Below are 26,991 nucleotides of genomic sequence, written 5' to 3'. Positions count from 1 at the left end.
CCCAAGAACAACCCCCCACCCCAACCCCACAACCAGCAAAAACAAAGAACGGAGTGACCCCAATAACAAGCCCCTAGAAGACCAGGAGACCAAGAAGCAGAAGAAGAAAGAAAACCCAAGAACAGACAACCCAAGCCCCGAAGCAACGAGCCAACAACCCAACCAAAGAACAAGAAGCCCAAGCAAAGCAAAGAACCCAACAGCCAAGCGAAGCGAAGGCGAAGGCAACCAGCCAAGCGAAGCGCAGGCAACGAGCCGAGCGAAGCGAAGGCGGCACCAAGAAGCTGGTCAGAAACCCAGGCCGGGAACGAATCCCCAAGGAAGGAGCACTCCCCCGAGCAACCACCGCACCGTGGAGGGCATGGGGGGTTCGACCCCCCAATACAATGACGAAGGAGGCGCGGCCTGCGCTTTCCGCAGGCACACGCCTCCCACCTCTGTAGTCCCGACGGGATTTGAACCCGCGCTACCGCCTTGAGAGGGCGGCGTCCTAGGCCGCTAGACGACGGGACCGCGTTTGAGAGATCACCGGAGTGATCTGCTCGCTGGGGTACCAGGACTCGAACCTAGACTAACTGAACCAGAATCAGTCGTGCTGCCGATTACACCATACCCCATGGTGCTGAACGGCCAGTTGTCCCGAATTCCGATCTCCGCTGGGGAGTTCAGCTTCCGGACTTCTGTCCGCCGCGTTGGTGAATATATTAGACCACCCGTTGAGGGGCCTTTCCAGCACCCCCCTGTTTGGATGTTCTCGCAGGTGGCGGCGCGGTTCAGGGGGTCTGGCCGACGAGGTCGGCGAAGTCGGGAACGGCGATCTCGGTGACGAGCAGTTCGGGGAGTTCGCGGAGGCTCGTGATGGTGGCGACGGGGTGTTCGGCGGAGCCGCGGGGCGCGGGGACCTGGTCGCGGTTGAGCCAGATGCCGCTGAGGCCGGCGCGCGCGGCTCCTTCGGCGTCGGTGGTGAGCCGGTCGCCGACGTGGGCGACTTCGTGGGCTTGGAGGCCGAGTCGTTCGCAGGCGGTGTGGAAGATCCGCGGGTCTGGTTTGGCGACGCCGATCTCGCCGGAGATGACGACCGCGTCGAAGGCGTCGGCGAGTCCGACGGCGGCGAGCTTCTTGCGCTGGTACGCGCTGGGGGCGTTGGTGACGGCGGCGAGGCGGAGTCCGCTGGCGCGCATCCAGTCGAGGCAGTCGAGGGCGTCGTCGAAGAGCCCCCAGGCGCGCTGCATGGCTTCCATGCGCTGGTTCTCGCGGCGCTCGGCTTCGGCGTAGTCGATGTGCTCGCCGAAGGCGGCGAAGAAGGCGCGGGTGCGTTCGACGCACATGACGTCGAAGGGCAGCTGGGCGTTGACGAATCGCGCGTAGTACCGGTCGGTGGTGCGTTCCCACACGGGCCATGCCCGGTCGGTCCCGAGGAGCTCTCTGAGGGAGCTGCGCGCCGCGCTCTGGCTGTCGAGCAAGGTGTCGTCGAGGTCGAGGCAGACGGCCTTGATCTGAGCGGGATTGCGGGGATTCGATGCGTCAGCCGCGGATGTCACCCCGAGAGGCTAGGCGTTCACGCACCGCGTCCGACTCTGCCAACCTAGTGAAGTCTGCTGTGGGTCTGGAAACACTGTGCAACCAGAGGTCGCTTCCGTCCCGTCTTAGCAGTTGGGCTCGGCTGGGTTCTGAGCGATCGCGCTGGTGAGAAGGCGACGCCGCCGCGACGCGGGGGTGCGTCGCGGCGGCGTGTTCGGTGGTGCGCTCAGGCGAGGGCCTTGCGGAGCCTCGCCAGGGAGACGTCGCGGCCGAGGAGTTCCATCGACTCGTACAGCGGCGGCGACACGGTGCGGCCGGTGATGGCGACGCGGACCGGGGCGAACGCCTTGCGCGGCTTGATGCCCAGGCCGTCGACGACGGAGACCTTCAGGGCTTCCTCGATGGCGGCGGTGGTCCACTCCGGCAGCTCGTCGAGCGAGCCGATCGCGGCCTGCAGCACGGGCTGCGCGTCTTCGCCGAGGGCCTTCTGGGCCGAGGCCTCTTCGGGCTCGAAGTCGTCACCGGCGAACAGGAAGGCCATCATGCCGACGGCGTCGGAGAGCACGATGAGCCGCTCCTGCACCAGCGGCGCCGCGGCGCGCACGGTCGCCAGCTGCGACTCGGTGGGCTCCGCGGGCAGCGCTCCGCCGTTGATGAGGTAGGGCACGATGCGCTCGACGAAGTCGTCGGGCGCCAGGGCGCGCAGGTGCGCGGAGTTGATGGCGTCGGCCTTCTTCTGGTCGAAGCGGGCCGGGTTGGAGCTGACGCGTCCGATCTCGAACGCCTCGACCATCTCGTCGAGGGTGAACACGTCGCGGTCCTCGGAGATCGACCAGCCCAGCAGCGCGAGGTAGTTGAGCAGGCCTTCGGGCAGGAAGCCCCGGTCGCGGTGGTGGAACAGGTTGGACTGCGGGTCCCGCTTGGACAGCTTCTTGTTGCCCTCGCCCATGACGAACGGCAGGTGGCCGAACTCGGGCGTGAAGTCGGTGACGCCGATGCGCTGCAGCGCTTCGTAGAGCGCGATCTGGCGCGGCGTGGACGACAGCAGGTCTTCGCCGCGCAGGACGTGGCTGATCTGCATGAGCGCGTCGTCGACGGGGTTGGTGAGCGTGTAGAGCGGGTCGCCGTTGCCGCGCACGAGCACCGGGTCGGGGATGCTGCCCGCGGGGAAGGTGATGTCGCCGCGCACCAGGTCGGTGAAGGTGATGTCGCGCGCGGGCATCTTCAGCCGCAGCACCGGCGTGCGGCCTTCGGCCTTGTAGGCATCGCGCTGCTCGTCGGTGAGGTCGCGGTCGAAGTTGTCGTAGCCGAGCTTGGGGTCGCGTCCGGCGGCCTTGTGACGGGCTTCGACCTCTTCGGGGCTGGAGTAGGCCTCGTAGAGCTCACCGGCGGCCAGCAGGCGCTGGGCGATGTCGGCGTAGATGTCGCGCCGCTCGCTCTGCCGGTAGGGGCCGTGGTCGCCGCCGACTCCGGGGCCTTCGTCCCAGTCGAGGCCCAGCCAGCGCAGCGCGTCGAGCAGCGCCTGGTAGGACTCCTCGCTGTCGCGGGCGGAGTCGGTGTCCTCGATGCGGAACACCAGCCGGCCCTTGTTGTGCCGGGCGAACGCCCAGTTGTAGAGGGCGGTGCGGATCAGGCCGACGTGCGGGGTTCCGGTCGGCGACGGGCAGAACCGGGCACGAACCGGCCGGGTTACCTCGTCCTGGGCTGCGTCTTTGCTGGCTTCTGGCGTGCTCATAACGGTTTCAGCGTAGCCAGTGCTCGTGCGCGCTTGACGGCCGCATCCGGTAGGTGCATCCTGAGTTTATTCAACAGTCGTTGAAAACTCTGGAGGGGGATCGCAATGGAGCGCACCACCTGCGTCGTCGTCGGCGGCGGACCCGCCGGCATGGTTCTCGGACTGCTGCTCGCCCGAGCAGGAGTCGAGGTCACCGTCCTGGAGAAGCACGGCGACTTCCTGCGCGACTTCCGCGGTGACACGGTGCACCCCACGACCCTGCAGCTGCTCGACGACCTCGGACTGGCCGACCGCTTCGCCCGGATCCCGCAGAGCCGGATCAGCAAGATCCAGCTACCGCTCGGCCCGGACGGCGAGCTGTTCACGATGGGCGACTTCTCGCTGCTGCCGATCAAGCACAACTACGTCGCGATGGTTCCGCAGTGGGACCTGCTGGACATGCTCGCCGACGAGGGCAAGTCCGAACCGGGGTTCACGCTGCGGATGAACACCGAGGCCACCGAGCTGATCCGGGAGGGCGGCCGGGTTCGCGGCGTGCGCTACCGCACCGACTCCGGGCAGACCGGTGAGCTGCGCGCCACCATCACCGTGGCCTGCGATGGCCGCAAGTCGTTCGTGCGGGACATGCCGGAGCTCGGGCTGCGGGACTTCCCCACCCCGATGGACGTCCGCTGGTTCCGGGTGCCGCGCCAGGAGGGCGACCCGGAGGGCCTGGTCGGGATGCTGCGCAAGCGCGCCTTCCAGGTGCTCATCGACCGGCGGGACTACTTCCAGGTCGCCTCGATCATCCACAAGGGCTCCGACGCCGAGGGCCGCTCCCGGCCGATCGAGGACTTCAACGCGCAGCTCAAGCGGGAGATCCCGTGGCTGGGAGACCGCGAACTGGTGCGCTCGTGGGACGACGTCAAGCTGCTGCACGTCACGCTGGACCGGCTGCGCAAGTGGCACGTGCCGGGCCTGCTGTGCATCGGCGACGCCGCGCACGCGATGTCCCCGGTCGGCGGCATCGGCATCAACCTCGCGGTGCAGGACGCAGTCGCGGCGGCCCGCCACCTCGCGACGCCGCTGCGCGAGGGACGGCTGCGGCGCGAGCACGTGGCGGCCGTCCAGCGGCGCCGCTGGCTCACCACGGTGCTGATCCAGGGCTTCCAGCGCATGATCCACGAGAACGTGGTGGGGCCCGCCCTGCGCGGCGAGATCGACCTCGGTGATTCGGCGAGGCTGCCGCTCCCGGTCCGCGCGGTCTCGCGGCTGCCGTTCCTCCGCCGCTTCCCGCCGTACCTGCTCGCCTACGGCGCGATCAGGGAGAAGCCCCCGAAGGAGGCGCTGCGGGATCAGTGAGCGGTTCTGGTCCGGCAAGGGACGCGCAAGGCGGGCGGCAGAACCGCCCGCCTTGCGCACACCACGTGCGCCTCAGGCGTTCTGAACGGGGTTCGTCAGGGCGCCGAGGCCGTCGATGGAGACCGTGACCTTCTGGCCGTCGGTCATCGGGCCGACGCCCGCCGGAGTGCCGGTGAGGATGACGTCGCCGGGCAGCAGCGTCATGATCCGCGAGACCCACGAGACCAGGCCGCCGATGCCGTGCACCAGCTGCGAGGTGCGGCCGTCCTGCTTGACCTCACCGTCCAGGTCGGTGCGGATGGACAGGTCCGACGGGTCGATCTCGGTGTCGATCCACGGACCCAGCGGGCAGAACGTGTCGTAGCCCTTGGCGCGCGTCCACTGCCCGTCGGCCTTCTGCTGGTCGCGGGCGGTCACGTCGTTGGCGATCGTGTACCCGAGCAGCACCTCGGTGCCGCGCGCCTCCGGGACGTCCTTGCAGGGCTGGCCGATGATCGCGGCCAGCTCGCCCTCGAAGTCCACCCGCTCGGAGTTCGGCGGCAGCTTGATCGGCGAGTTCGGGCCGATCACCGACGTCGACGGCTTCATGAAGATCAGCGGGTTCTCGGGCGCCTCGCTGCCCATCTCGCGCGCGTGCTCGGCGTAGTTCTTGCCCACGCAGATCACCTTGCTCGGCAGGATCGGCGCCAGCAGGCGCACGTCCGCCATCGGCCACTTCCGGCCGGTGTAGGTGGGCGAGCCGAACGGGTGCTGATCGATCTCGACCGCCACGATCTTCTCCCGAGGCGCGGCCGGATCCGGCTCCAACGCGACAAAAGAAACCCCGTCAGAGTGGGCGACACGAGCCAACCGCAAGACAACCTCCGAAAATCTCCTGTGGACGGGTGGTGGGAACCCGCGCCCAACATACTCGGGCACCGGGACCCGCCACCGCATTCCGGGGTTCGGCGGGAGGCTGCGGTCACATCGCGGCGCAGGCCTTGTAGATGAGGGCGTCGCAGAGCGCGAGCCAGCTGGCCTCGACGATGTTGGCGTGCACGCCCACGGTGGTCCACTCGTGCTCGCCGTCGCGGGACTCGACCAGCACCCGGGTGACGGCGTCGGTGCCCGGTTCGTCGACGAGGATGCGGACCTTGTAGTCGCTCAGCTCCACCGATTCCAGCCACGGCAGGTGCGGCACGAGGGCCTTGCGCAGCGCCGCGTCGAGGGCGTTGACGGGACCGTTGCCCTCCGCGGTCGCGATCACCCGCTCCCCCGACACGCTGACCCGCACGGTCGCCTCGGACACGACCTCGCCGTCGTCGCGGTGGTCGAGCAGCACCCGGTACGACTCCAGCTCGAACGGTGTTTCGAGATCGGAACCCGTCATCTCCCGGCGCAGCAACAACTCCAGCGAGGCGTCGGCGGCCTCGAAGGACCAGCCGCGCGCTTCGAGCTCCTTGACCTGCCGCACCGCTCTCCCGACGGCCTCCGGTGAGAGGTCCAGGCCGAGTTCGGCGCCCTTGAGCTCCAGGCTGGCGCGACCGGCCATCTCGGTCACCAGCACCCGCATCCCGTTGCCGACCTCGGCCGGGTCGAGGTGGTTGTAGAGCTCGGGGTCCACTTTGATCGCGCTGGCGTGCAGCCCGGCCTTGTGCGCGAACGCCGACTGCCCCACGTACGCCTGGTGGGTGTCGGGCGCCAGGTTGGCGATTTCGGCCAGCGCGTGCGAAACCCGGGTCAGTTCAGGCATTTTGCCCTCCGGCAGCACCGGCATTCCTAGCTTCATGCCCAGATTTCCCAGAACTGCGAACAGATCCGCGTTGCCCGCGCGTTCGCCGTAGCCGTTGGCGGTGCACTGCACGTGCGTGGCACCGGCCTGCACCGCCGCGACGCTGTTGGCCACGGCGCAGCCCGTGTCGTCCTGGCAGTGGATGCCGACGCGGATCCCGGTGCGCGCGATGACCTCCCGCACGGTGTCTGCCAGCTGCAGCGGGAGCTGGCCGCCGTTGGTGTCGCACAGCACGACGACGTCGGCACCGGCGCCCGCCGCGGCGTCGAGCACCCGCAACGAGGTGTCGGGGTCGAAGGCGTAACCGTCGAAGAAGTGCTCGGCGTCGACGAAAACCCGCCTGCCGTGGTCGACGAGGTGGCGGACGGTGTCGGCGATCATCGCGCAGTTCTCGGCGACGTCGGTGCGCAGCGCTCGTTCGACGTGCCTGCGGTCCGATTTGGCCACGAGGGTCACCACGGGAGCGCGAGAGTCCAGCAGTGCGGCAACTTGACGATCTTCGTCCACTTTGGAGCCCGCGCGGCGGGTGGAGCCGAACGCCACGAGCGCGGCGTGGTCGAGTTCGAGTTCCCCTTGCGCCGCGCGGTGAAAGAACTCGGTGTCCTTGGGAAGCGCTCCGGGCCAACCACCTTCGATGAACCCGACCCCGAGTCCGTCCAGCAGGCGCGCGACGGCCAGCTTGTCGGTGACCGAGTACGAAATCCCCTCGCGCTGCGCGCCGTCCCGCAGCGTCGTGTCGTAGACGTGGAAGTCGTCGCCCAGGGGCGTGCCGGCCGGCTTGGTGCGGGTCACTGGATTGTCTCCCGTCGGATCGATCGGTTCGGCGTGGATCTTGACGCAGGCAACAAAAAAGACCCCCCGCAGATGCGAGAGGTCAGCGCGTCGGGAAGCGGAGATGTTTACCCGACGCGCTCGCCAATAATGATCACACTGCGGAAAGCCACGACCCCATGCTGCACACCTCACCCGCCGATGTCCATCGAACGCGACGGACTTCTCACGATCCGGAAAAAACCGAAGGGTGCCTTCCCGCGCGGGGAAGGCACCCTTCGGAAAACGAGCTCAGGTAAAAACTCAGGGCTGCGGGACGACCTCGTGCGAGGACACGAGCGCTGCCAGCCGGTCGCCGATGGCGAACGTGGCGCCCGGCGACGAGTGGTCGCGGGTCGCCAGGTCGAAGGCCACCGAGGCCTCGACGCGCTTGGCGGCCTCGGTCAGCCCGACGTGGTCGAGCAGCATCGCGATCGACAGCACGGCGGCGGTCGGGTCGGCCACGCCCTGGCCGGCGATGTCCGGGGCGCTGCCGTGCACCGGCTCGAACATGCTCGGATTGCGGCGGGTGGCGTCGATGTTGCCGCTGGCCGCCAGGCCGATGCCGCCGGTGATCGCACCCGAGAGGTCGGTGATGATGTCGCCGAAGAGGTTGTCGGTGACGATCACGTCGAACCGGCTCGGGTCGGTGACCATGTGGATCGTGGTGGCGTCGACGTGCTGGTAGGCCACGGTGACGTCCGGGTACTGCAGCGAGACCTCTTCGACCACGCGCGACCACAAGGAGCCGGCGTGGGTGAGCACGTTGGTCTTGTGCACGAGGGTCAGGTGCTTGCGCGGCCGCGAGGCGGCGCGGGCGAACGCGTCGCGCACGACCCGTTCGACGCCGAACGCGGTGTTGATGCTGACCTCGGTGGCGATCTCGTGCGTGGTGTCCTTGCGCAGCAGGCCGCCGTTGCCCGCGTACAGGCCCTCGGTGCCCTCGCGCACGACGACCATGTCGATCTCACCGGGGTCGGCCACCGGGCTCTTCACGCCCGGGTACAGCCGCGCGGGGCGCAGGTTCACGTGGTGGTCGAGTTCGAAGCGCAGCCGCAGCAGCAGACCGCGTTCCAGGATGCCGCTGGGCACCGATGGGTCGCCGACCGCGCCGAGCAGGATCGCGTCGTGCTGGCGGAGCTCACCGAGCACCGACTCGGGGAGCAGCTCCCCCGTCGCGTGCCAGCGAGCGGCTCCGAGGTCGTAACGGGTGATCTCGGTATCCGGCACCACCTCGCCGAGCACCTTGAGTGCCTCGGCAACGACCTCCGGCCCGATCCCGTCGCCGGGGATCACAGCGAGCCGCATCTACACACCTCCCGAGAACCACCCCGAACTGCGGGGCTCGAACTGTTGAGCCGAAGGCTACCGGCATGGCCGCGCCGAGCGGCACGCCGGGCCCACCAAGTGGATGATAAGTCCCGGACTGTGGGACACCCATACGAGTGACGCACTGTTTCGGTCCAGGTACGCGCGAGGGGCCGTCCCATTGAATGGAACGACCCCTTCTCACGCTTTCGAGCTATTCAGCGTGCGAGCCCGTCGTTGAGCACCTACTCAGCGACACCTCGTTGCGGAATCACTCAAAGCTGACGGTGCGCACGATGCGCGCGCCCACGGCAGCGCCGATCGGCTCCAGCACGCCCTGCTCGACCGGACGGTCCACGCGCAGCAGCATGATCGCCTCGGAGCGCTCGGTGGTCTGGCTGACCGTCGCGGCCTCGATGTTCACGCCGACCTCGCCCAGCAGCGTGCCGACCTTGCCCATCACGCCCGGGCGGTCCGGGTACTCCAGCAGCAGCACGTTGCCCTCGGCCCGCAGGTCGAAGTGCCGGCCGTTGACCTCGACCAGCTTCTCCACCTGGTTCGGGCCCGACAGCGCACCGGAGACCACCGAGGTGCTGCCGTCGGCCATGTGCGCGCGCAGCGACACGACGCTGCGGTGGTTCGGGCTCTCCGAGGTCGTCTTGACCTCGACCTGGACACCCAGCTCCTCGGCCAGCTGCGGGGCGTTGACGAAGGTCACCTGGCTCTCGACCGCACCGGCGAACACGCCGCGCAGCGCCGCGAGCTGCAGCACCGAGACGTCCTCGTCGGCCAGCTCGCCGCGGGCCTCGATGGTCACCGAGCTCGGGGTGCCGCCCTGCAGCGCGGCCAGCAGCTGGCCCAGCTTCTGGGTCAGCGACAGGTACGGGCGGACCTCCTCGCCGACCGCACCGCCCTGGACGTTGACCGCGTCCGGGACGAAGTCGCCGCGCAGCGCCAGCCGGACGGACTTGGCCACGTCGGTGCCGGCGCGGTCCTGGGCCTCGGTGGTGGAGGCGCCCAGGTGCGGGGTCACCACGACGTTGTCCAGGGAGAACAGCGGGCTGTCGGTGATCGGCTCGGACTTGAACACGTCGATGCCGGCGCCGGCGATGGTGCCGTTGCGCAGCGCGTCCGCCAGCGCGTCCTCGTCGACCAGACCACCACGAGCGGCGTTGATGATGACCAGGTTCGGCTTGGCCTTCTTGAGCTCCTCGGCACCGATCAGGCCCAGGGTCTCAGCGGTCTTGGGGAGGTGGATCGACAGCGCGTCAGCGCGGCTGAGCAGCTCCTCCAGCGAGACCAGCTCGATGCCCAGCTGCGCGGCGCGGGCCGGCGACACGTAGGGGTCGTAGGCGATGAGCTTGGTGCCGAAGGCGGCGACGCGGGCGGCGAACAGCTGCCCGATCTTGCCCAGGCCGACGACACCGACGGTCTTGCCGTTGAGCTCGACACCGCCGTAGGAGCTGCGCTTCCAGGCGCCGCCCTTCAGGCTCGCGTCGGCCTGCGGCACGTTGCGGACGACCGAGAGCAGCAGCGCCATGGCGTGCTCGGCGGCGGAGACGATGTTGGAGGTGGGGGCGTTGACCACCATCACGCCGCGCTCGGTGGCGGCGGGCACCTCGACGTTGTCGAGACCGACGCCCGCGCGGGCGACGACCTTGAGGTTCTTGGCCGCCGACAGGACTTCGGCATCGACCTTGGTGGCGGAACGGACCAGCAGCGCATCGGCGTCGGCGACAGCGTCGAGCAGCGCCGGACGGTCGGTGCCGTCCACGTTGCGGATCTCGACCTCTTCGCCGAGGGCGTCGATCACGGACGGGGCCAACTTCTCGGCGAGAAGAACGACAGGACGGCTTGCGTTGGTCACGGGCGAACTCCAAGCTGGAAGATCACGATCGGCACGACGATGTGCCCGGACGGGGGAAGTTTAACGGGAGATTGAGAAAGCATTCACAAGGGTGTAGCTCGGATCACCGCTGGATCGAACACGTCCACGAGACCCGCTCTTTCAGCATTATCGCAGATCACACCCCGTGCAAGGGGCATCCGTTCCAGAGTGCGGGAGAGATCGCCACCCGAACGGGCCCACGCCGCCCACGCCGACGACATCAGGCCCGAACGGCGGCCGGGCTTCACGGTTCGTCGAATTCGCCGTCCTTGGCGCCCGCGACGAACGCGTCCCATTCCTCGGGGGTGAAAACGAGAACGGGGCCTTCCGGATCCGCCCCGTTTCGCATCCCCACATAACCGTCGACGAACGCGATCTCGACGCCCGGTTCGTCCGGATCATCCGTGCTCGTGATCCACTCCGCGACGGAGAAGTCCAGTTTGTCGCGGACGTGCGCTTTGTCGTCGACGATCTCGTTCTCTGCACTCACGATGCGTACCGTATCCCTCACTCATAGCGATATCCCGTTGTGGGAGACCCGCCCGGCGGAAACCTACCCACCACCGCCGAAACACGCGAGGCCCGGTGAAACCTCGTTCGAGAGGTTCCACCGGGCCAGGCGGATCAACGCTGCCGAGGGCTCCGGAGAGCTCCGGGATCAGCTCACTTGTTGGTCCAGGACATCAGCGAGCGCAGCTTCTTGCCGACCTCTTCGATCTGGTGGGCGTTGCCCTCGGCCTGCAGCTTGGTGAAGTTCGGGCGACCGGCCTCGTCCTCGGCCACCCACTCCTTGGCGAAGGTGCCGTCCTGGATCTCACCGAGCACCTTGCGCATCGAGTCCTTGACGTGCGAGTCGATGACGCGCGGGCCACGGGTGAGGTCGCCGTACTCGGCGGTGTCCGAGCAGGAGTAGCGCTGACCGGCGATGCCGCCCTCCCACATCAGGTCCACGATCAGCTTGAGCTCGTGCAGGACCTCGAAGTAGGCGATCTCCGGCTGGTAACCGGCCTCGACCAGCACCTCGAAACCGTTCTGCACCAGCGCGGAGGCACCACCGCAGAGGACGGCCTGCTCACCGAACAGGTCGGTCTCGGTCTCCTCCTTGAAGGTGGTCTTGATGACGCCGGCGCGGGCACCGCCGATGGCGGCGGCGTAGGACAACGCCAGGGCCTGGCCGTTGCCCGAGGCGTCCTGCTCGATGGCGATCAGGCACGGCACGCCCTTGCCGTCGACGAACTGGCGGCGGACCAGGTGGCCCGGGCCCTTCGGGGCGACCATGGCGACGTCGACGTCGGCCGGCGGCTGGATCAGGCCGTAGCGGATGTTGAAGCCGTGGCCGAAGAACAGCGCGTCACCCTGCTTGAGGTTCGGGGCGACGTCGTTGGCGTAGATCTCGCGCTGCTTGGTGTCGGGCGCCAGGATCATGATCAGGTCGGCCTCGGCGGACGCCTCGGACGGGGTGAGGACCTTCAGGCCCTCCTCCTCGGCCTTGGCGCGGGACTTGGAACCCTCCGGCAGACCGATGCGCACGTCCACGCCCGAGTCCCGCAGGCTCAGCGCGTGGGCGTGGCCCTGGCTGCCGTAGCCGATGACGGCGACCTTGCGACCCTGCACGATGCCGAGGTCCGCGTCCGCGTCGTAGAAGATTTCAACTGCCATGGTGATTCAGCGTTTCCTTTCGGGACTTCATCGGTTGTCGGCCGTGGCTGGCAACCGCTAGGAGATGTTGGGTGCGGTGGTAGCCGCTGTTTCAGGTGTGGGACTCAACCGGCACCGCCGCGGGTTCTCAGCGGTTCTCCGGGGAGGACGCCGCGACGCCGTGTATTGGCATACATCAGGAGTGGCGCCCGGACCCGGAGGGCCGCTGAGGTTCCGCTACTCGCACCGCTAAGCACAGTGACCCGAAACCATTCCTTTAAGTTGTCAGCGGACTGCGGTGGCCGTGATGGAGCGGGGGCCTCGGCCGATCGCGATCGTTCCCGACTGCACCATCTCGCGGACGCCGTAGGGTTCCAGCATTCGCAGCAACGCGTCGAGCTTATCGGCGGTGCCGGTGGCCTCGATGGTCAGCGCCTCCGGCGAGACGTCCACCACCTTGGCGCGGAACAGCTGCACGGTCTCCAGGACCTGGCTGCGCACCGAGGAGTCGGCGCGGACCTTGACCAGCAGCAGCTCGCGCTGCACCGCGGCGTCGTCCTCCAGCTCCACGATCTTGATCACGTTCACCAGCTTGTTGAGCTGCTTGGTGACCTGCTCCAGCGGCTGGTCGCTGACGGCGACCACGATCGTCATCCGGGAGATCTCCGGGTGCTCGGTCGGGCCGACCGCGAGCGATTCGATGTTGAAGCTGCGGCGCGAGAACAGGCCGGAAACCCGGGCGAGAACACCAGGGACGTTCTCCACCAGAACGCTCAGCGTATGCCTGGTCATGCTTCCAGCACCGCCTCTCCGCGATTCATGGGACTGGTCGCGTTGCGCCCAATCGCTCGTTCCGAGGTTGATTGTGGCTGGTCTGCATCACGTTCCCCTGAGGTGCGGTTGAGCAGAACTGCTGTAGGCACAAAGCTGGTCACGCTTCGTCCTCCTCAAACAACGGGCGGATGCCGCGTGCCGCCATGATCTCGTCGTTGCCGGTGCCCGCCGCCACCATCGGCCACACCTGGGCGTCCTTGCCCACCACGAAGTCGATCACGACCGGTCGGTCGTTGATCTCCATAGCCCGCTGGATGACGCTGTCGACGTCCTCTTTGGACTCACACCGCAGGCCGGCGCACCCGTAGGCGTCGGCGAGCAGCTTGAAGTCCGGGATGCGGTGCTTGTGGGTGCCGAGGTCGCTGTGTGAGTAACGCTCGGCGTAAAACAGGTTCTGCCACTGCCGGACCATACCCAGGTTGCCGTTGTTGATGACGGCCACCTTGATGGGGATGTCCTCGATCGCGCAGGTCGCGAGCTCCTGGTTGGTCATCTGGAAGCAGCCGTCGCCGTCGATGGCCCACACGACCTTGTCCGGCACACCGGCCTTGGCGCCCATGGCCGCGGGAACCGCGTAGCCCATGGTCCCCAGGCCACCGGAGTTCAGCCAGGTGCGCGGGTTGTCGTAGCCGACGAACTGCGCGGCCCACATCTGGTGCTGACCCACGCCCGCCGCGTAGACCGCGTCGGTGCCGGCGATCTTGCCCAGCCGCTCGATGACGTACTCCGGCGACAGGCTGCCGTCGCTGGGCTCGGCGTAACCGAGCGGGAACCGGCCGCGGATGTCGTCCAGCATCGCCCACCAGGCCGTCAGGTCGGCGGTGCCGTCCTCGGCCTCGGTGGCCTCGAACGCCTCGGTCAGCTCGGCGATGACGTCCTTGCAGTCACCGACGATCGGGACGTCGGCGTGGCGGTTCTTGGAGATCTCGGCCGGGTCGATGTCGGCGTGCACGACCTTGGCGTCGGGCGCGAACGACGAGAGCTGGCCGGTGACCCGGTCGTCGAACCGGGTGCCCAGGGCGATCAGCAGGTCGGAGCGCTGCATCGCGGCGACCGCGGCGACCGTGCCGTGCATGCCCGGCATGCCGAGGTGCTGCGGGTGCGAGTCCGGGAACGCGCCGCGCGCCATCAGCGTGGTGACCACCGGGATGCCCGTGCGCTCGGCCAGCTGCCGCAGCTCGGCGTGCGCCTCGGCCTTGATGACACCGCCACCGACGTAGAGCACCGGCTGCTTGGCCTCGACCATGAGCTTCGCGGCCTCGCGGACCTGCTTGCCGTGCGGCTTGCTGGTCGGCTTGTAACCCGGCAGCTTCATCTCCGGCGGCCAGGAGAAGGACATGGTGGCCTGCTGGACGTCCTTGGGGATGTCGACCAGCACCGGGCCCGGGCGACCGCTGGCGGCGATGTAGAACGCCTCGGCGATGATCCGCGGGATGTCCTCGGCGTCGGTGACCAGGAAGTTGTGCTTGGTGATCGGCAGCGTGATGCCGCAGATGTCGGCTTCCTGGAAGGCGTCGGTGCCGATCAGGCCGGTGGACTGCTGGCCGGTGATCGCCACGACCGGGACGGAGTCCATGTGCGCGTCGGCGAGCGGGGTGACCAGGTTCGTCGCACCCGGGCCGGAGGTGGCCATGCACACCCCGACCTTGCCGGTGGCCTGCGCGTATCCGGTCGCCGCGTGCCCGCCGCCCTGCTCGTGGCGGACCAGCACGTGCCGGACCTTCTCGGAGTCGAGCAAGGGGTCGTAGGACGGGAGGATGGTGCCACCCGGAATCCCGAAGACGACCTCGCAACCCACGGACTCCAGCGAGCGGACGAGTGCCTGCGCACCCGTCATCTTCACCGGAGCACCGCTGGGCGGCGCGGGCTTGGGTCGGCGTCCTGGCGGGGGCGCCGGGACCGGATTCTGCCTGGTATTGGCGCTGGTCATCGGGTCAACCTCGGTGGTTGGGAGTGGGACCGGACACGAAAAAACCCCCGCAGGCCACAAAGAGGCCCCACGAGGGTTGGCGCGTCGACGCTGCGAACTTCCTTAGGCGTCGACGCGCCAGGGAAGTACGAGAATGTCGTGCAGTCGCAGCATGGCCAGGACGTTAATGGGACCGGTCACGCCACGTCAAACGATCCGGGACGATCGTCTCGCATGGTGGGCGCCCGTCCAGGCTGGCACGATCCGCCCGTTCGCGCTTTTCCCAGTTCAGCGATGCTGTCGCGGCGGGATTCGAGCCAGGTGTGATGCGCGCCGCTCCCCGGCTCCCGACCGGTGGGAGGTTCGGGCCCCGATCGGGCGAAGCCGACCAGGTGAGAACATCGAGGGGTGAGCGAGACACCCGAGGACGACGCCGCCGAACCGCAGAGCACCGAATCCGCGCCCGACGCGGAGCCGCGGAGCACCGAGATCCCGGAGTCGCTGAACTTCCGGGTCCCCCGCGTGTCGCTGCTGGCCGTGCTCGCCGTCGCCGCCTGCGCGGTACCGCTGGCCACCACCTCCGGTCCGGTGGGGCTGCTGGTCTTCCTGATCCCGCTCGCGCTGCTGTGGGCCGTGCTGCGGCCGGGCACCACCGTCGACGCCGAGCGGATCAAGACCCGCACCCTCGTCGGCGGGCGCACCCTGCGCTGGGAGTCGCTGAAGGGCCTGGCCATCACCAAGCAGTCCAAGGTCCGCGCCAGCACCACCGACGGCGCCGAGGTCACGCTGCCCACCGTGCGCCCGCGCGACCTCCCCGCCATCGCCCTGGTCAGCCGCGGACACCTCCCGGACCCCACCGCGCGGTCCACCGACGAGGACTGACACCGAAGATCCCGACCCGTAATCTGGCCGACATGCGTGCTCAAGCACGGTGTTCGCAGGGGTAGGGTCGTAGTCACCGCCACGCTTAGCGCCCACAAGGCGACGTCAGCGGTACGGGCCGTTCGCGTTGAAGCTCGCTGGCTCCGCACCCGGCCCCCTCCGCACAGAGCCTGGAATCGAAGAAGGTCCCCCAATGCCTCAGCTGCGTTCCCGAACCACGACTCACGGCCGGAATGCCGCCGGCGCCCGTTCGCTGTGGCGCGCCACCGGCATGACCGACGACGACTTCGGCAAGCCGATCGTCGCGATCGCCAACTCCTACACCCAGTTCGTGCCCGGTCACGTGCACCTGCGCGACCTCGGTGACGTCGTGGCCGAGACGGTCCGCGAGGCGGGCGGCGTGCCGCGCGAGTTCCACACCATCGCCGTCGACGACGGAATCGCCATGGGCCACAGCGGCATGCTCTACTCGCTGCCCTCGCGGGAGATCATCGCCGACTCGGTGGAGTACATGGTCAACGCGCACCAGGCCGACGCGCTGGTGTGCATCTCCAACTGCGACAAGATCACCCCGGGCATGCTCAACGCCGCGATGCGGCTGAACATCCCCGCGGTGTTCGTCTCCGGTGGCCCGATGGAGGCCGGCAAGGCCGTCGTGGTCGAGGGCGTCGCGCACGCGCCGACCGACCTGATCACCACCATCTCGGCCTCGGCGAACTCGGCGATCGACGACGAGGGCCTGTCCGAGGTGGAGCGCTCCGCGTGCCCGACCTGCGGTTCGTGCTCGGGCATGTTCACCGCGAACTCGATGAACTGCCTGACCGAGGCGCTGGGACTGGCGCTGCCGGGCAACGGTTCGACGCTGGCCACCCACGCCGCGCGCCGCGAGCTCTTCCAGGAGGCCGGCCGCACGGTCGTCAACATCGCCAAGCGCTACTACCAGTCCGACGACGAGAGCGTCCTGCCCCGCTCGATCGCCAACAAGCAGGCGTTCGAGAACGCGATGGCGCTGGACATGGCGATGGGCGGATCCACCAACACGGTGCTGCACACCCTCGCCGCCGCGCAGGAGGGCGAGATCGACTTCACCCTCGACGACATCGCCGAGATCAGCCGCAAGGTGCCGTGCCTGTCGAAGGTCGCGCCGAACTCCGACTACCACATGGAGGACGTGCACCGGGCCGGCGGCATCAGCGCGATCATGGGCGAGCTCGACCGCGCCGGTCTGCTGCACCGCGACGTCGCCTCGGTCCACAGCGAGAGCCTGACCGCGTGGCTGTCCACGTGGGACGTCCGCGGCGAATCGCCGTCGGAGAAGGCGCTGGAGATCTTCCACGCCGCGCCCGGCGGGGTGCGCACCACCAAGGCGTTCTCCACCGACAACCGCTGGTCGTCGCTGGACACCGACGCCGCCAACGGCTGCATCCGCGACGTCGAGCACGCCTACACCGTCGACGGCGGCCTGGCCGTGCTCAAAGGCAACCTCGCCGAGGAGGGCGCGGTCATCAAGGCGGCCGGCGTCGAGGAGGAGCTCTGGCACTTCCAGGGTCCGGCGCGGGTGCTGGAGAGCCAGGAGCAGGCGGTGTCGGCGATCCTGAACAAGGAGATCCAGCCCGGTGAGGTGCTGGTGATCCGCTACGAGGGCCCCGCAGGCGGCCCCGGCATGCAGGAGATGCTGCACCCGACCGCGTTCCTGAAGGGCTCCGGTCTGGGCAAGAAGTGCGCGCTGATCACCGACGGCCGGTTCTCCGGTGGCTCGTCGGGCCTGTCGGTCGGGCACATCTCGCCGGAGGCCGCGGGCGGTGGGCTCATCGGTCTGGTGGAGAACGGCGACCAGATCCTCATCGACGTCCACGAGCGCAAGCTGGAGCTGCTGGTCGACGAGCAGGTCCTCGCCGAGCGCCGCGCCAAGATGGAGGCCAGCGAGAACCCCTGGCAGCCCATCGGCCGCGAGCGCAAGGTCACCACAGCCCTCCGCGCCTACGCCAAGCTCGCGACGTCCGCCTCCTACGGAGCAGTGCGCGACGTGAACAAGTGAGGCTGATGTTCTGCGGGGCAAGCGGCGAAGCCGCTTTCTCGTTGCCCCACCTGAGCAACCGGCACCGCCGCGGGTTCTGAGCGGCTCTCTGGCGAGGACGGCCACTCCGCCGTGTATTGGACATACATCAGGAGTGGCACCCGCAGTCCAGAGAGCCGGTCAAGTTCCGCCACCCGCACCGCTCAGCAGAACGCCCACCTCCCCGAACACCAAAAAATCGGGCCCCGCTCCTGGGGTGGAGCGGGGCCCGATTTCGTCGGTGCACGTCTCAGGGGCGGTGGAAGAGGATCAGGATCGCCGCAGCCGCGCCAGCCGCGACGATCAGGCCGAAGAAGCCGAATCCCAACGGACGGCGGAACCACACTCGCCCGTAGTCCAAGGCCACCCGGCCGGGACCGGTGAACATCACGCCGAGACCGAGGGCACCGAGGATGGCATCCATCTCGAACCCGCCGTCGGCGTTGAAGAAACCGGCGCCCAGCTTGACGAACACCGCGCTGGCCATCAGGCCCACCACACCGGCCGCGGCGGCCGGCGTGAACAGGCCCAGGACCAGCAGCGCACCCGCACCGAGCTCGGTACCGCCGGTGACCAGCGAGAGCGCGGCGCTCTGCTGGAAGCCCATGCCGGAGAGCACCTCCGCGAAGCCCTCCGGGCCCGGGCCGCCGAACGCGCCGAACAGCTTCTGCGCACCGTGCAGGAGGAAGACCCCTCCCAGCGCCAGACGCAGGATCAGCAGGCCGAGGTCGGTTCCCGCGTTCCAGGCGAAGGGCTTGCGCTTCTTGCCGAGTTCCTCGGCGTAGCCGGAGTCCTCGCCGACGCCGCTCACCAGCGAGGTCGCTTCACCGTCGCTGTAGCCGTCGTCCTCGTCGTAGTAGTTGTGCTGGCGTGCGCCGAGGCTCTGCGTGCTCTTGGCCGAACCCTTCGCGCCGCGGGGCCGCTGGGCGTGCGCGCCGTAGCTGCGATCGTCGGGGGAGCCGCCCGCACCGCCGGGGCGATCGTCTTGGATGCTCACGCCGCAGGAGGCTAGGGCATCTTCACCTGAAAGTGCGACCCTTTGCGATAAAACCTTCCCCACACGTGACAGGTTCGATACCACAGGACTCGTTCCGGGTGGAAAATGTCCTGATGGAGGACCCAGAATTCCGCGCGCCGAGGTCGCACAAATCCGATGTCTCCGCAGGTGGTGCGCATTTCCTGGACATCGGCGAGTGCTGGTCGTCGCCTTCGTTCGCACCGAGAGCGGTGCTTATGCTCCCCGAACTCGTTTCGGCGGCGGAATTGCTTCCTCTCGATTGCGCGGCCCAGGTGCTGAATTGGTCACCGGAGCGCATTTCCTCCGGCACCACCGGTGAGCACGTGGCCGACGCCCTCGCGGTCCTCGACGACGCCGACGCGCCCGACTGCGTCGTCCTCGCCTGGTCGGGTGGCACTTCTCTGGCCGTGGAGCTCGCCGCCCGCCACCCCGACCGGGTACGCGGGCTCCTGCTGCTGGCGGGGCCGCCCACGGCGGGCGCGGAGATGCTGCTGTCCAACGTCGGCGTGCCCGACGCGATGCGCAGGCTCCTGGCCGCGGGCGGCTCTGCTTCGCTGCGCCTGACCGGTGACCTGCTGGAATCCATCACCGCCCAGCTGCCGGTCGGGGACTGGCCCGTTCGCCTGCTGCGCCGAGCCGGTCTGCTGCCCGACGACGGCGACCACGCCGGCATCACGGCCACGTTGCGCAACCTGGTGCAGCACGACTGGCGCAGGCACGTCGAACTGGCGCTGGCCTGGAGCGCGTCGGTCCGCGACGACCTGCCGCGCATCAGCTGCCCGGTCACACTGCTGGCCGGGCGCCTCGATCCCCTCGGCGAACCGCTGACCACGGCCCGGCAGGTCGGTTCCCTCCCGCAGGCCAGGGTGCGGCTGCTCGACGCGTCCCACTTCATCCCGCTGGAGGATCCGGACACCGTGCGGGAGGAGTTGGCGCTGCTGCTGCGCCGGGTCGAGGCCGTCGAATGCGCCCGACTCGGCATCGACCCGCCACCGCCGCCGGTCCGCCGGATCCGCCTCTCGCTCCCGGAACGCCGGCGACCCCGCCGCCGCGCCCTGCACCCCCCGTTCTGACCCGCCCCGGGGGAACGGCTGATCGCGGTGGCTCACCACGCGTTCACCCGGCGGCGGATAGGGTCGGAGGCGTGATGGGTCGGACTCGTGCGCTGGTGGGCGCCTTCGCGGTGCTCGGAATCGTGCTGAGCGGATGCGCCGAGTTCCCCGACGAGCACAACCGGCCGTTCGCCGAGCAGCCCTCGCTGGCGCCGCAGGCCGGTCCGCAACCCTCGTTCGAGAGCGAAGCACCGCCCTCGGAGGCACCGGGCGAGGCGAAACCGCAGCCGCCCGCGCAGCCGGTCGGCTGCGAGGACCCGGACCCGGCGGTGATCACCACGTGCCTGGACCCGGTCGGGGCGATCGCGGTGCTGCCGGACGGGCAGAGCGCGCTGGTCGGCGAGCGCTCCACGGGTCGCGTGCTGCGCGTGAAGAAGGGCGCGAAACCCGTTGAGCTGGCGCAGATCTCCGTCGACGCGAGCAACGGCGGCGGACTCACGGGCCTGGCCCTGTCGCCCACGTACCACGAGGACGAGCTCTTCTACGCCTACGTCACCACCGGATCCGACAACCGGGTCGTGCGGGTCGCCAGCGGCGACAGCCCGAAGCCGGTGCTGACGGGGATTCCCAAGGGCGCCACCGGCAACTCGGGTGCGCTGCTCGACGACGGCAAGGGCGCGTTGCTGGTGGCCACCGGCAACGCCGGCGACCCGGCCAGCGCCACCAACCCGTCGACGCTGTCCGGGAAGCTGCTGCGCGTCGACGGTTTCGGCAAGCCCGCCGAGGGGAACCCGCAGCGCGATTCGCCGGTGGTGACCTCCGGGCTGAACGAGCCGACCGGCATCTGCGGCACGGCCGCGCTGAGCATGTTCTGGGTGACCGACCGCAACGGCGGCAAGGACTCCCTCCACCAGGTGAAGTTCGGTGAGCCGCTGGGCAATCCGGCCTGGACCTGGTCGGACCGGCCCGGGGTGTCGGGGTGCGCGGCGGACCCGTCCACCGTGATCGTGGCGCTGCGCGACGCCTCGGCGCTCTACACGTTGCACCCGGCGCCGGACGGCAGCTTCACCGGGCAGCCCGCCAAGGTCCTGGAGAACCGCTACGGCCGCTTCGCCACGGCCGCGCTGGCTCCGGACGGCATGGTGTGGCTGGGCACCACCAACCGCGACGGCGGGCGCCCCGTCCCCAGCGACGACCGGGTCCTGCGCCTGGAGCCGCCGACCGGCGGCACGGCGGGCAAGGACTGAGGGCTGCACCAGGAACTGCTTGCTCGGCGGTGCGGGTAGCGGGTTCTGAGGCGGCCCTCCTGCTCCGGGCGCGCCGCGCCGGACGGGCTCTCAGCCGTTGATGCCGCGGTCGATCAGACCGGTGAGCATGTCGATCACGTCCTCGTCGGTGAGGGCGGCGAGCATCGGCTGCTCCTCGACGAGCTTGGCGTAGGCGAACTGCTGGCAGAGCCCGGTGATGGCGATCGCGGTCGCTTCCGGCCGTTCGGTGTGGACCAGGTGGCCCGCGAGGTGGTGCACGTCCGGTTCAAGGATTTCGGCGACGCGGTCGGCGAAGCGCTGGTCGACCAGCGCCGCTTGACGCAGCGCGATGAGCACGACCCGGTTGGCGCGGAAGAAGTCCCAGAACCGGGCGACGTGCCAGCGGATGGCGTCGCGTTCGCCGAAGTCCGATGAGTGCCGCTCGTCGGAGAGCACTGCCGCATCACCGGCCTCCAGCAGGTCCGCGAGCAGCGCTTCGAGGAGTTCTTCCTTGCTCTTGAAGTGGTTGTAGAAGGACCCCGCCGATCGGCCCGCTTCGGCGGTGATGTCGGTGATCTTGGTGTTGAGGTACCCGTGCCTGCCGAAGACCCGCACCGCGGCGGCCTTGAGTGCGGCCTCGGTCTCGGCCGCCTGCGCCTTGCGGGTGGTTCCCGGCATCGTCGCTCCTCCCTCGCCCTTGACGGGGAACCTATCAACCTGTTCACTGAATTAATATTCACTGAATCTGAATTCACTCAAGGAGGCGCGATGGACACCCGAGTGCTGATCGTCGGAGCAGGCCCCGCCGGACTGACGCTGGGCATCGAGCTGGCCAGGCGGGACGTTCCGTGCCGGATCGTCGACGCGAGCGAGCAGCCGCTGCCCGGCTCCCGAGGTGATGGGCTCCAACCGCGCACCCTGGAGGTCTTCGACGACCTCGGCGTCCTCGACGAGGTGCTGGCGGCAGGAATGTTCCCGCCCGCGTTCCGCACCTACTCCGGTGGTGAGCTCACCGGCGAACGCCGCATGGCGGAGCGGGCAGAACCGACCCCTCAGGTGCCGCATCCCAACGGGTGGATGGTTCCCCAGTGGCGCACCGAGGAGATCCTCCGCGACCGCCTCGCCGCACTCGGCGTGAAGGTCGAACGCGGCACGGCCCTGCTCCGGCTGCGCCAGGACGACGACGGCGTCACGGCCACGCTGACCAGCGGAGACATCCGCGCCGACTACGTGGTCGGCACCGACGGTGGCCGCAGCACGGTCCGCCGCGAACTCGGCGTCGACTTCCTCGGCGACACCGACGAGGACACGAAGCTGGTCCTCTTCGACGCCCGCGTCACCGGCCTCGACCACCCCGAGCTCGCCCACTGGTTCGCCTCGGCCACCGACCCCGGATGCGGCGTCAGCCTCACCCCGCTCGCGGGAACCGATGTGCTGCAGTGCGCGGCGAGGCCGCCCTCCACCCACGACATCCGGGCCGACGCCGACTACGTGCAAGGCCTGCTGGACGACTTCGGCGCACCGCACGTCAAGATCCGGGAGCTGACGTGGGCGACGGTGTGGCGGCCGAACTCCCGGCTGGCCGAGACCTTCCGCTCAGGCCGGGTGTTCCTGGCCGGCGACGCCGCGCACGTGCACCCGCCGACCGGCGGCCAAGGGCTGAACACGAGCGTGCAGGACGCCTACAACCTCGGCTGGAAGCTCGCCGACGGCTCACCCGAACTGCTCGACAGCTACGACGCCGAGCGCCGCCCCGTCGCGGCTGGCGTGCTCGGCATCAGCACCGACCTGCTCGGCAAGACCCTCCGGGGAAGCCCCGACGCGCTGCGCCGCGGCCCGGAGACCACCCAGCTCGGCGTCGGCTACCGCAACGGTCCCCTCACCACCGACCACCGCGCCCATCCCGGCCGCGTCCGGGCGGGAGACCGAGCGCCGGGTTCCCTCGTGCGCACCCCCGAAGGCGACGAGGTGAACCTCTTCGACCTGCTCCGGGACACCCGTTGGACGCTGCTGGCCTTCGACGCGGACGTTCCCGCCACCGAAGCGCACATCCGCCCCCTTCGCATCACCCGGGGATGCGAGGAAGGTTCCCTCACCGACGTCGACGCCTACGAGACCTACGACGTCACCCCGGGAACCGCGGTCCTCATCCGCCCGGACGGCTACATCGCCTCCATCCGCTGACACCGCCCGAGCAACGAAGAACGCCCCCGACCGCGCGGGTCGGGGGCGTTCTCGGTGTGCGTGATTACTGGCCGCAGGCCTTGAGGACGAGTTCGCGGACCCGCTTGGCGTCGGCCTGGCCCTTGGTGGCCTTCATGACCGAACCGACCACGGCTCCGGCAGCCTGGACCTTGCCGCCGCGGATCTTCTCCGCGATGTCCGGCTGCGCCGCCAGCGCTTCGTCGACCGCCTTCTGCAGCTCGGAGTCGTCGGAGACGACCTCCAGGCCGCGAGCCGCGACGACCTCGTCCGGCTCGCCCTCGCCGTCGAGCACGCCGTCGACGACCTGGCGGGCCAGCTTGTTGGTCAGCTTGCCCTCGCCGACCAGCGCCGCGACCCGCGCGACCTGCTTCGGCGTGATGTCCAGGTCGGCCAGCTCGACGCCGCGCGCGTTGGCCTGCTGCGACAGGTAGGCGACCCACCAGGAGCGGGCGTCGCCCGGAGCCGCACCGGCCTCGACCGTCTCGGCGATGAGCTCCAGGGCACCGGCGTTGACGAGGTCGCGGAGCTCCTCGTCGGACAGACCCCACTCCTCCTTGGCGCGCCGACGGCGCTCCCACGGGAGCTCCGGCAGGGTCTTGGACAGCTCCTCGACCCACTCGCGCGACGGCGCGATCGGCACCAGGTCGGGCTCCGGGAAGTACCGGTAGTCCTCCTGCGTCTCCTTCGGCCGGCCCGCCGAGGTGGACCCGGTGGACTCGTCGAAGTGCCGGGTCTCCTGCCGGATCGACCCGCCGGAGGTCAGCACCGCCGCGTGCCGCTGCATCTCGAAGCGCACCGCGCGCTCGACGCTCCGCAGCGAGTTGACGTTCTTGGTCTCGGTGCGCGTGCCGAACTCGTCGGCGCCCTTGGGCATCAGCGACACGTTCGCGTCGCAGCGCAGCGAACCCTGGTCCATCCGCACGTCGGAGACGTTCAGCGCGCGCAGCAGATCCCGCAGCGCGGTCACGTAGGCGCGGGCGACCTCGGGGGCGCGCTCACCGGCACCGGTGATCGGCTTGGTGACGATCTCGATCAGCGGCACGCCGGCCCGGTTGTAGTCCAGCAGCGAGTAGTCGGCGCCGTGGATGCGACCGGTGGCACCGCCCATGTGCAGCGACTTGCCGGTGTCCTCCTCCATGTGCGCCCGCTCGATGTCGACGCGGAACGTCTCGCCGTCGTCGAGCACCACGTCGAGGTGACCGTCGAAGACGATCGGCTCGTCGTACTGCGAGGTCTGGAAGTTCTTCGGCATGTCCGGGTAGAAGTAGTTCTTCCGGGCGAACCGGCACCACTCCGCGACCTGGCAGTTGAGCGCCAGGCCGATCCGGATCGCGGCCTCGACGGCCTTGCCGTTGACCGCGGGCAGCGCCCCCGGCAGGCCCAGGCACACCGGGCAGACCTGGGTGTTGGGCTCGGCGCCGAACGCGTTGGCGCAGCCGCAGAACATCTTGGTCTTGGTGGAGAGCTCGACGTGGACTTCCAGGCCCAGCACCGGGTCGAACCGGGCCAGCACCTCGTCGTAGTCCATGATCTCGGCGACCGCGGTCACTCCTCGTCACTCCCCTTGCGCAGCGCGCGCACCGCCAGCGCGGTACCGGTGATCAGGCCGAGCGTGGTGATGATGACGTCGGCCAGTTCGAGCTTGTCGTTCTTCTCGCGGGCGGCCTTGTAGCTCGCCTTCAGCCCGAAGGCCGCCGAGAGCACGGAAGCGAGCTGGAACGCTGCCTTCAACTTCGGGTTCACTTTGCGACCTCCTGCATCGGTGGCGTGGGAGCGGCTCATACGGCCGCCTCCAGCTTCGGGGCACGGTTAATCAGCGGACCGCCCTGCTCGGCGTCCCGGGCGGCCTCGTAGGCCGCGCCGACCCGGTAGAGCCGGTCGTCGGCCATGGCCGGAGCCATGATCTGCAGACCCACCGGGAGACCGTCCTCATCGGACAGTCCGCACGGGAGGCTCATGGCGGCGTTGCCCGCCAGGTTGGACGGGATCGTGCACAGGTCGGCGAGGTACATCGCCATCGGGTCGTCGACCCGCTCACCGATCTTGAACGCCGTGGTCGGGGTGGTCGGCGAGACCAGCACGTCGACCTGCTCGAACGCGGCGGTGAAGTCGCGGGTGATCAGCGTCCGCACCTTCTGCGCCTGGCCGTAGTAAGCGTCGTAGTAGCCCGAGGACAGCGCGTAGGTGCCGAGCATGATGCGCCGCTTGACCTCGGGGCCGAAACCGGCCTCGCGGGTCATCGACATGACCTGCTCGGCGCTGTTCTCGCCGTCGTCGCCGACGCGCAGGCCGTAGCGCATCGAGTCGAAGCGGGCCAGGTTCGACGAGCACTCGCTCGGCGCGATCAGGTAGTAGGCGCCCAGCGCGTAGTCGAAGTGCGGGCACGAGATCTCGACGACCTCGGCGCCCAGCTTCGACAGCTGCGCGACCGCGGCGTCGAAGGCGCGCTGCACGCCCGGCTGGTAGCCGTCACCGGAGAACTCGCGGACCACGCCGACCTTCACACCGGTCAGGTCACCGTTGGCACCCTGCTTGGCGGCCTCGACGACCTGCGGAACCGGCTGGTCGATCGAGGTGGAGTCCATCGGGTCGTGCCCGGCGATGACCTCGTGCAGCAGGGCCGCGTCCAGCACGGTCCGCGCGCACGGGCCCGGCTGGTCCAGCGACGAGGAGAACGCCACCAGGCCGTAGCGGGACACGCCGCCGTAGGTGGGCTTCACGCCGACGGTGCCGGTCACAGCGCCCGGCTGGCGGATGGAACCGCCGGTGTCGGTGCCGATGGCCAGCGGCGCCTCGAACGCGGCCAGCGCTGCCGAGGAGCCACCGCCGGAGCCGCCCGGGATGCGGTCGGTGTCCCACGGGTTGCGGGTCGGGCCGTAGGCGGAGTTCTCGGTGGAGGAGCCCATCGCGAACTCGTCCATGTTGGTCTTGCCCAGCACGACCACACCGGCCTCGCGCAGCTTGCGCGTCACCGTCGCGTCGTAGGGCGCCATCCACCCTTCGAGCATCTTCGACCCGACGGTGGTGGGCATGTCGGTGGTGGTCAGCACGTCCTTGAGCGCCAGCGGCACGCCGGCCAGCGGCGAGGCTGCCTTGCCGGCGGCCCGGTCCTCGTCGGCCTTGCGGGCCGCGGCGAGCGCGCCCTCGGCGTCGACGTGCAGGAACGCGTGCACCAGCGGGTCCACGGCGGCGATGCGGTCCAGGTGCGCCTGGGTCACCTCGACCGACGTGACCTCCCCTGCCGCCAGCTTGGCGGCCAGCTCGGACGCGGTCAGCCCGGTCAGGCTCATCAGGCCTCCTCAGTCAGAATGCGCGGAACGCGGAAGCGGTCCTCTTCAGCCGCGGGCGCCGCTGCGAGCGCCTGCTCGCGCGTCAGGCCCGGGCGGACCTCGTCCTCGCGGAAAACGTTGGTCACCGGCACGGCGTGCGACGTGGGTGGGATGTCGTCCGCAGCGACCTGCCCCACCTTCGCCACCGCATCGAGGATCTGGTCGAGCTGGCCTGCGAAGGTGTCGAGCTCGGCCTCGGTGACGGCCAGCCGCGCCAGGCCGGCGAGGTGTGCGACCTCGTCGCGGGAGATCTTGGACACTGCGAAGGCTCCCTGGTCATGTCCGGTTTACGAGTGCATCCCAGTCTATGGCGACCACGCTGCCAGACCTGGCAGGGGTCGTGCCTGGCGAGGCGCGCCCGGGAACTTTCGCGAATGGCCTGGTCGTTCTACTCCGTGGACGGCTGTAGCAAGATGACTACGCCGCGTCTGACACAATTTCCCCGCG

The 26,991-nt window shown here is 69.2% G+C and carries 22 protein-coding genes and 2 tRNA genes; 6 read left to right on the top strand and 18 right to left on the bottom strand.

The window, feature by feature from the left end:
- Nucleotides 1–440 precede the first annotated feature (440 nt).
- The 4 genes from E1181_RS19435 to gltX all read right to left on the bottom strand — a co-directional run bounded on the left by E1181_RS19435 (nt 441) and on the right by gltX (nt 3,256).
- A tRNA-Glu gene (locus tag E1181_RS19435) sits at nt 441–513 on the bottom strand.
- A 32-nt stretch (nt 514–545) separates the two neighbouring features.
- Nucleotides 546–617, bottom strand: a tRNA-Gln gene (locus tag E1181_RS19430).
- A gap of 156 nt (nt 618–773) precedes the next feature.
- A complete protein-coding gene (locus E1181_RS19425) occupies nt 774–1,541 on the bottom strand; it encodes an HAD family hydrolase (protein ID WP_132676798.1) in 768 nt (255 codons plus the stop codon).
- A gap of 206 nt (nt 1,542–1,747) precedes the next feature.
- Nucleotides 1,748–3,256: a glutamate--tRNA ligase gene (gene gltX / locus E1181_RS19420; RefSeq protein ID WP_132676796.1), complete on the bottom strand. Its 1,509-nt coding sequence runs from the start codon at nt 3,254–3,256 to the stop codon at nt 1,748–1,750.
- 105 nt (nt 3,257–3,361) lie between these two features.
- Here gltX and E1181_RS19415 point away from each other — a divergent pair, with 105 nt between their 5' ends.
- Entirely contained in the window at nt 3,362–4,597 is a 1,236-nt protein-coding gene (locus E1181_RS19415; protein ID WP_132676794.1) for an FAD-dependent oxidoreductase, read from the top strand.
- Between the two features lie 72 nt (nt 4,598–4,669).
- Here the strand turns inward: E1181_RS19415 and E1181_RS19410 are convergent, their stop codons facing one another.
- From E1181_RS19410 to E1181_RS19375, 8 genes are all read right to left on the bottom strand, one after another.
- On the bottom strand, nt 4,670–5,452 hold the full coding sequence (locus E1181_RS19410) for a fumarylacetoacetate hydrolase family protein (RefSeq protein ID WP_132676792.1): 783 nt from the start codon (nt 5,450–5,452) through the stop codon (nt 4,670–4,672).
- A gap of 106 nt (nt 5,453–5,558) precedes the next feature.
- Nucleotides 5,559–7,160, bottom strand: coding sequence for a citramalate synthase (gene cimA, locus E1181_RS19405; protein ID WP_132676790.1), 1,602 nt, complete (start codon nt 7,158–7,160; stop codon nt 5,559–5,561).
- A 282-nt stretch (nt 7,161–7,442) separates the two neighbouring features.
- Nucleotides 7,443–8,486 (bottom strand): 3-isopropylmalate dehydrogenase, encoded by a 1,044-nt coding sequence (locus tag E1181_RS19400; protein WP_132676788.1) that lies wholly within the window; start codon nt 8,484–8,486, stop codon nt 7,443–7,445.
- Between the two features lie 271 nt (nt 8,487–8,757).
- The gene (gene serA, locus E1181_RS19395) at nt 8,758–10,353 is read right to left on the bottom strand and encodes a phosphoglycerate dehydrogenase (protein WP_132676786.1); all 1,596 of its coding nucleotides are present in this window, start codon (nt 10,351–10,353) and stop codon (nt 8,758–8,760) included.
- A 265-nt stretch (nt 10,354–10,618) separates the two neighbouring features.
- Nucleotides 10,619–10,864 (bottom strand): DUF397 domain-containing protein, encoded by a 246-nt coding sequence (locus E1181_RS19390; RefSeq protein ID WP_132627456.1) that lies wholly within the window; start codon nt 10,862–10,864, stop codon nt 10,619–10,621.
- A gap of 173 nt (nt 10,865–11,037) precedes the next feature.
- On the bottom strand, nt 11,038–12,033 hold the full coding sequence (gene ilvC, locus E1181_RS19385; protein WP_132676784.1) for a ketol-acid reductoisomerase: 996 nt from the start codon (nt 12,031–12,033) through the stop codon (nt 11,038–11,040).
- A 264-nt stretch (nt 12,034–12,297) separates the two neighbouring features.
- Nucleotides 12,298–12,804, bottom strand: a complete 507-nt coding sequence (ilvN, locus tag E1181_RS19380; RefSeq protein WP_093413489.1) for an acetolactate synthase small subunit — start codon at nt 12,802–12,804, stop codon at nt 12,298–12,300.
- A 139-nt stretch (nt 12,805–12,943) separates the two neighbouring features.
- A complete protein-coding gene (locus tag E1181_RS19375) occupies nt 12,944–14,776 on the bottom strand; it encodes an acetolactate synthase large subunit (protein WP_132676782.1) in 1,833 nt (610 codons plus the stop codon).
- Between the two features lie 387 nt (nt 14,777–15,163).
- Between E1181_RS19375 and E1181_RS19370 the strand changes: the two genes are divergently transcribed.
- Both E1181_RS19370 and ilvD read left to right on the top strand, forming a co-directional pair.
- On the top strand, nt 15,164–15,637 hold the full coding sequence (locus E1181_RS19370) for a PH domain-containing protein (RefSeq protein ID WP_132676780.1): 474 nt from the start codon (nt 15,164–15,166) through the stop codon (nt 15,635–15,637).
- 193 nt (nt 15,638–15,830) lie between these two features.
- A complete protein-coding gene (gene ilvD, locus E1181_RS19365; RefSeq protein WP_132676778.1) occupies nt 15,831–17,675 on the top strand; it encodes a dihydroxy-acid dehydratase in 1,845 nt (614 codons plus the stop codon).
- Nucleotides 17,676–17,943: 268 nt separating this feature from the next.
- On the opposite strand, the gene E1181_RS19360 is transcribed toward ilvD, so the two are convergent.
- On the bottom strand, nt 17,944–18,690 hold the full coding sequence (locus E1181_RS19360; protein ID WP_132676776.1) for a DoxX family protein: 747 nt from the start codon (nt 18,688–18,690) through the stop codon (nt 17,944–17,946).
- 113 nt (nt 18,691–18,803) lie between these two features.
- On the opposite strand from E1181_RS19360, the gene E1181_RS19355 reads away from it, so the two are divergent.
- Together E1181_RS19355 and E1181_RS19350 are read left to right on the top strand one after the other, a co-directional pair.
- Entirely contained in the window at nt 18,804–19,784 is a 981-nt protein-coding gene (locus tag E1181_RS19355; RefSeq protein ID WP_132676774.1) for an alpha/beta fold hydrolase, read from the top strand.
- A 74-nt stretch (nt 19,785–19,858) separates the two neighbouring features.
- Nucleotides 19,859–21,010: a PQQ-dependent sugar dehydrogenase gene (locus E1181_RS19350; RefSeq protein WP_207922215.1), complete on the top strand. Its 1,152-nt coding sequence runs from the start codon at nt 19,859–19,861 to the stop codon at nt 21,008–21,010.
- Between the two features lie 90 nt (nt 21,011–21,100).
- Here the strand turns inward: E1181_RS19350 and E1181_RS19345 are convergent, their stop codons facing one another.
- Nucleotides 21,101–21,688 carry a TetR/AcrR family transcriptional regulator gene (locus E1181_RS19345; protein WP_132676772.1) on the bottom strand — a complete coding sequence of 196 codons (588 nt, stop codon included), beginning with the start codon at nt 21,686–21,688 and terminating at the stop codon, nt 21,101–21,103.
- A gap of 90 nt (nt 21,689–21,778) precedes the next feature.
- Here E1181_RS19345 and E1181_RS19340 point away from each other — a divergent pair, with 90 nt between their 5' ends.
- Entirely contained in the window at nt 21,779–23,194 is a 1,416-nt protein-coding gene (locus tag E1181_RS19340; protein ID WP_132676770.1) for an FAD-dependent monooxygenase, read from the top strand.
- A gap of 64 nt (nt 23,195–23,258) precedes the next feature.
- On the opposite strand, the gene gatB is transcribed toward E1181_RS19340, so the two are convergent.
- From gatB to gatC, 4 genes are read right to left on the bottom strand one after another with little or no spacing between them, the layout of a single operon-like run.
- Nucleotides 23,259–24,764, bottom strand: coding sequence for an Asp-tRNA(Asn)/Glu-tRNA(Gln) amidotransferase subunit GatB (gene gatB / locus E1181_RS19335; protein WP_132676768.1), 1,506 nt, complete (start codon nt 24,762–24,764; stop codon nt 23,259–23,261).
- Nucleotides 24,761–24,958: a hypothetical protein gene (locus tag E1181_RS19330; RefSeq protein WP_132676766.1), complete on the bottom strand. Its 198-nt coding sequence runs from the start codon at nt 24,956–24,958 to the stop codon at nt 24,761–24,763. The genes gatB and E1181_RS19330 overlap by 4 nt, the downstream gene beginning before the upstream one ends.
- A gap of 35 nt (nt 24,959–24,993) precedes the next feature.
- Nucleotides 24,994–26,505 (bottom strand): Asp-tRNA(Asn)/Glu-tRNA(Gln) amidotransferase subunit GatA, encoded by a 1,512-nt coding sequence (gatA, locus tag E1181_RS19325; protein WP_132676764.1) that lies wholly within the window; start codon nt 26,503–26,505, stop codon nt 24,994–24,996.
- Nucleotides 26,505–26,804 carry an Asp-tRNA(Asn)/Glu-tRNA(Gln) amidotransferase subunit GatC gene (gene gatC / locus E1181_RS19320; protein WP_093413507.1) on the bottom strand — a complete coding sequence of 100 codons (300 nt, stop codon included), beginning with the start codon at nt 26,802–26,804 and terminating at the stop codon, nt 26,505–26,507. Before gatC ends, gatA begins: the two co-directional genes overlap by 1 nt.
- Nucleotides 26,805–26,991 lie beyond the last annotated feature (187 nt).

Source organism: Saccharopolyspora terrae (assembly GCF_004348435.1).
GTDB lineage: Bacteria > Actinomycetota > Actinomycetes > Mycobacteriales > Pseudonocardiaceae > Saccharopolyspora > Saccharopolyspora endophytica.
The sequence above is the reverse complement of the archived record's forward strand: the minus strand, read 5'-3'. Positions and strand labels throughout refer to the sequence as shown.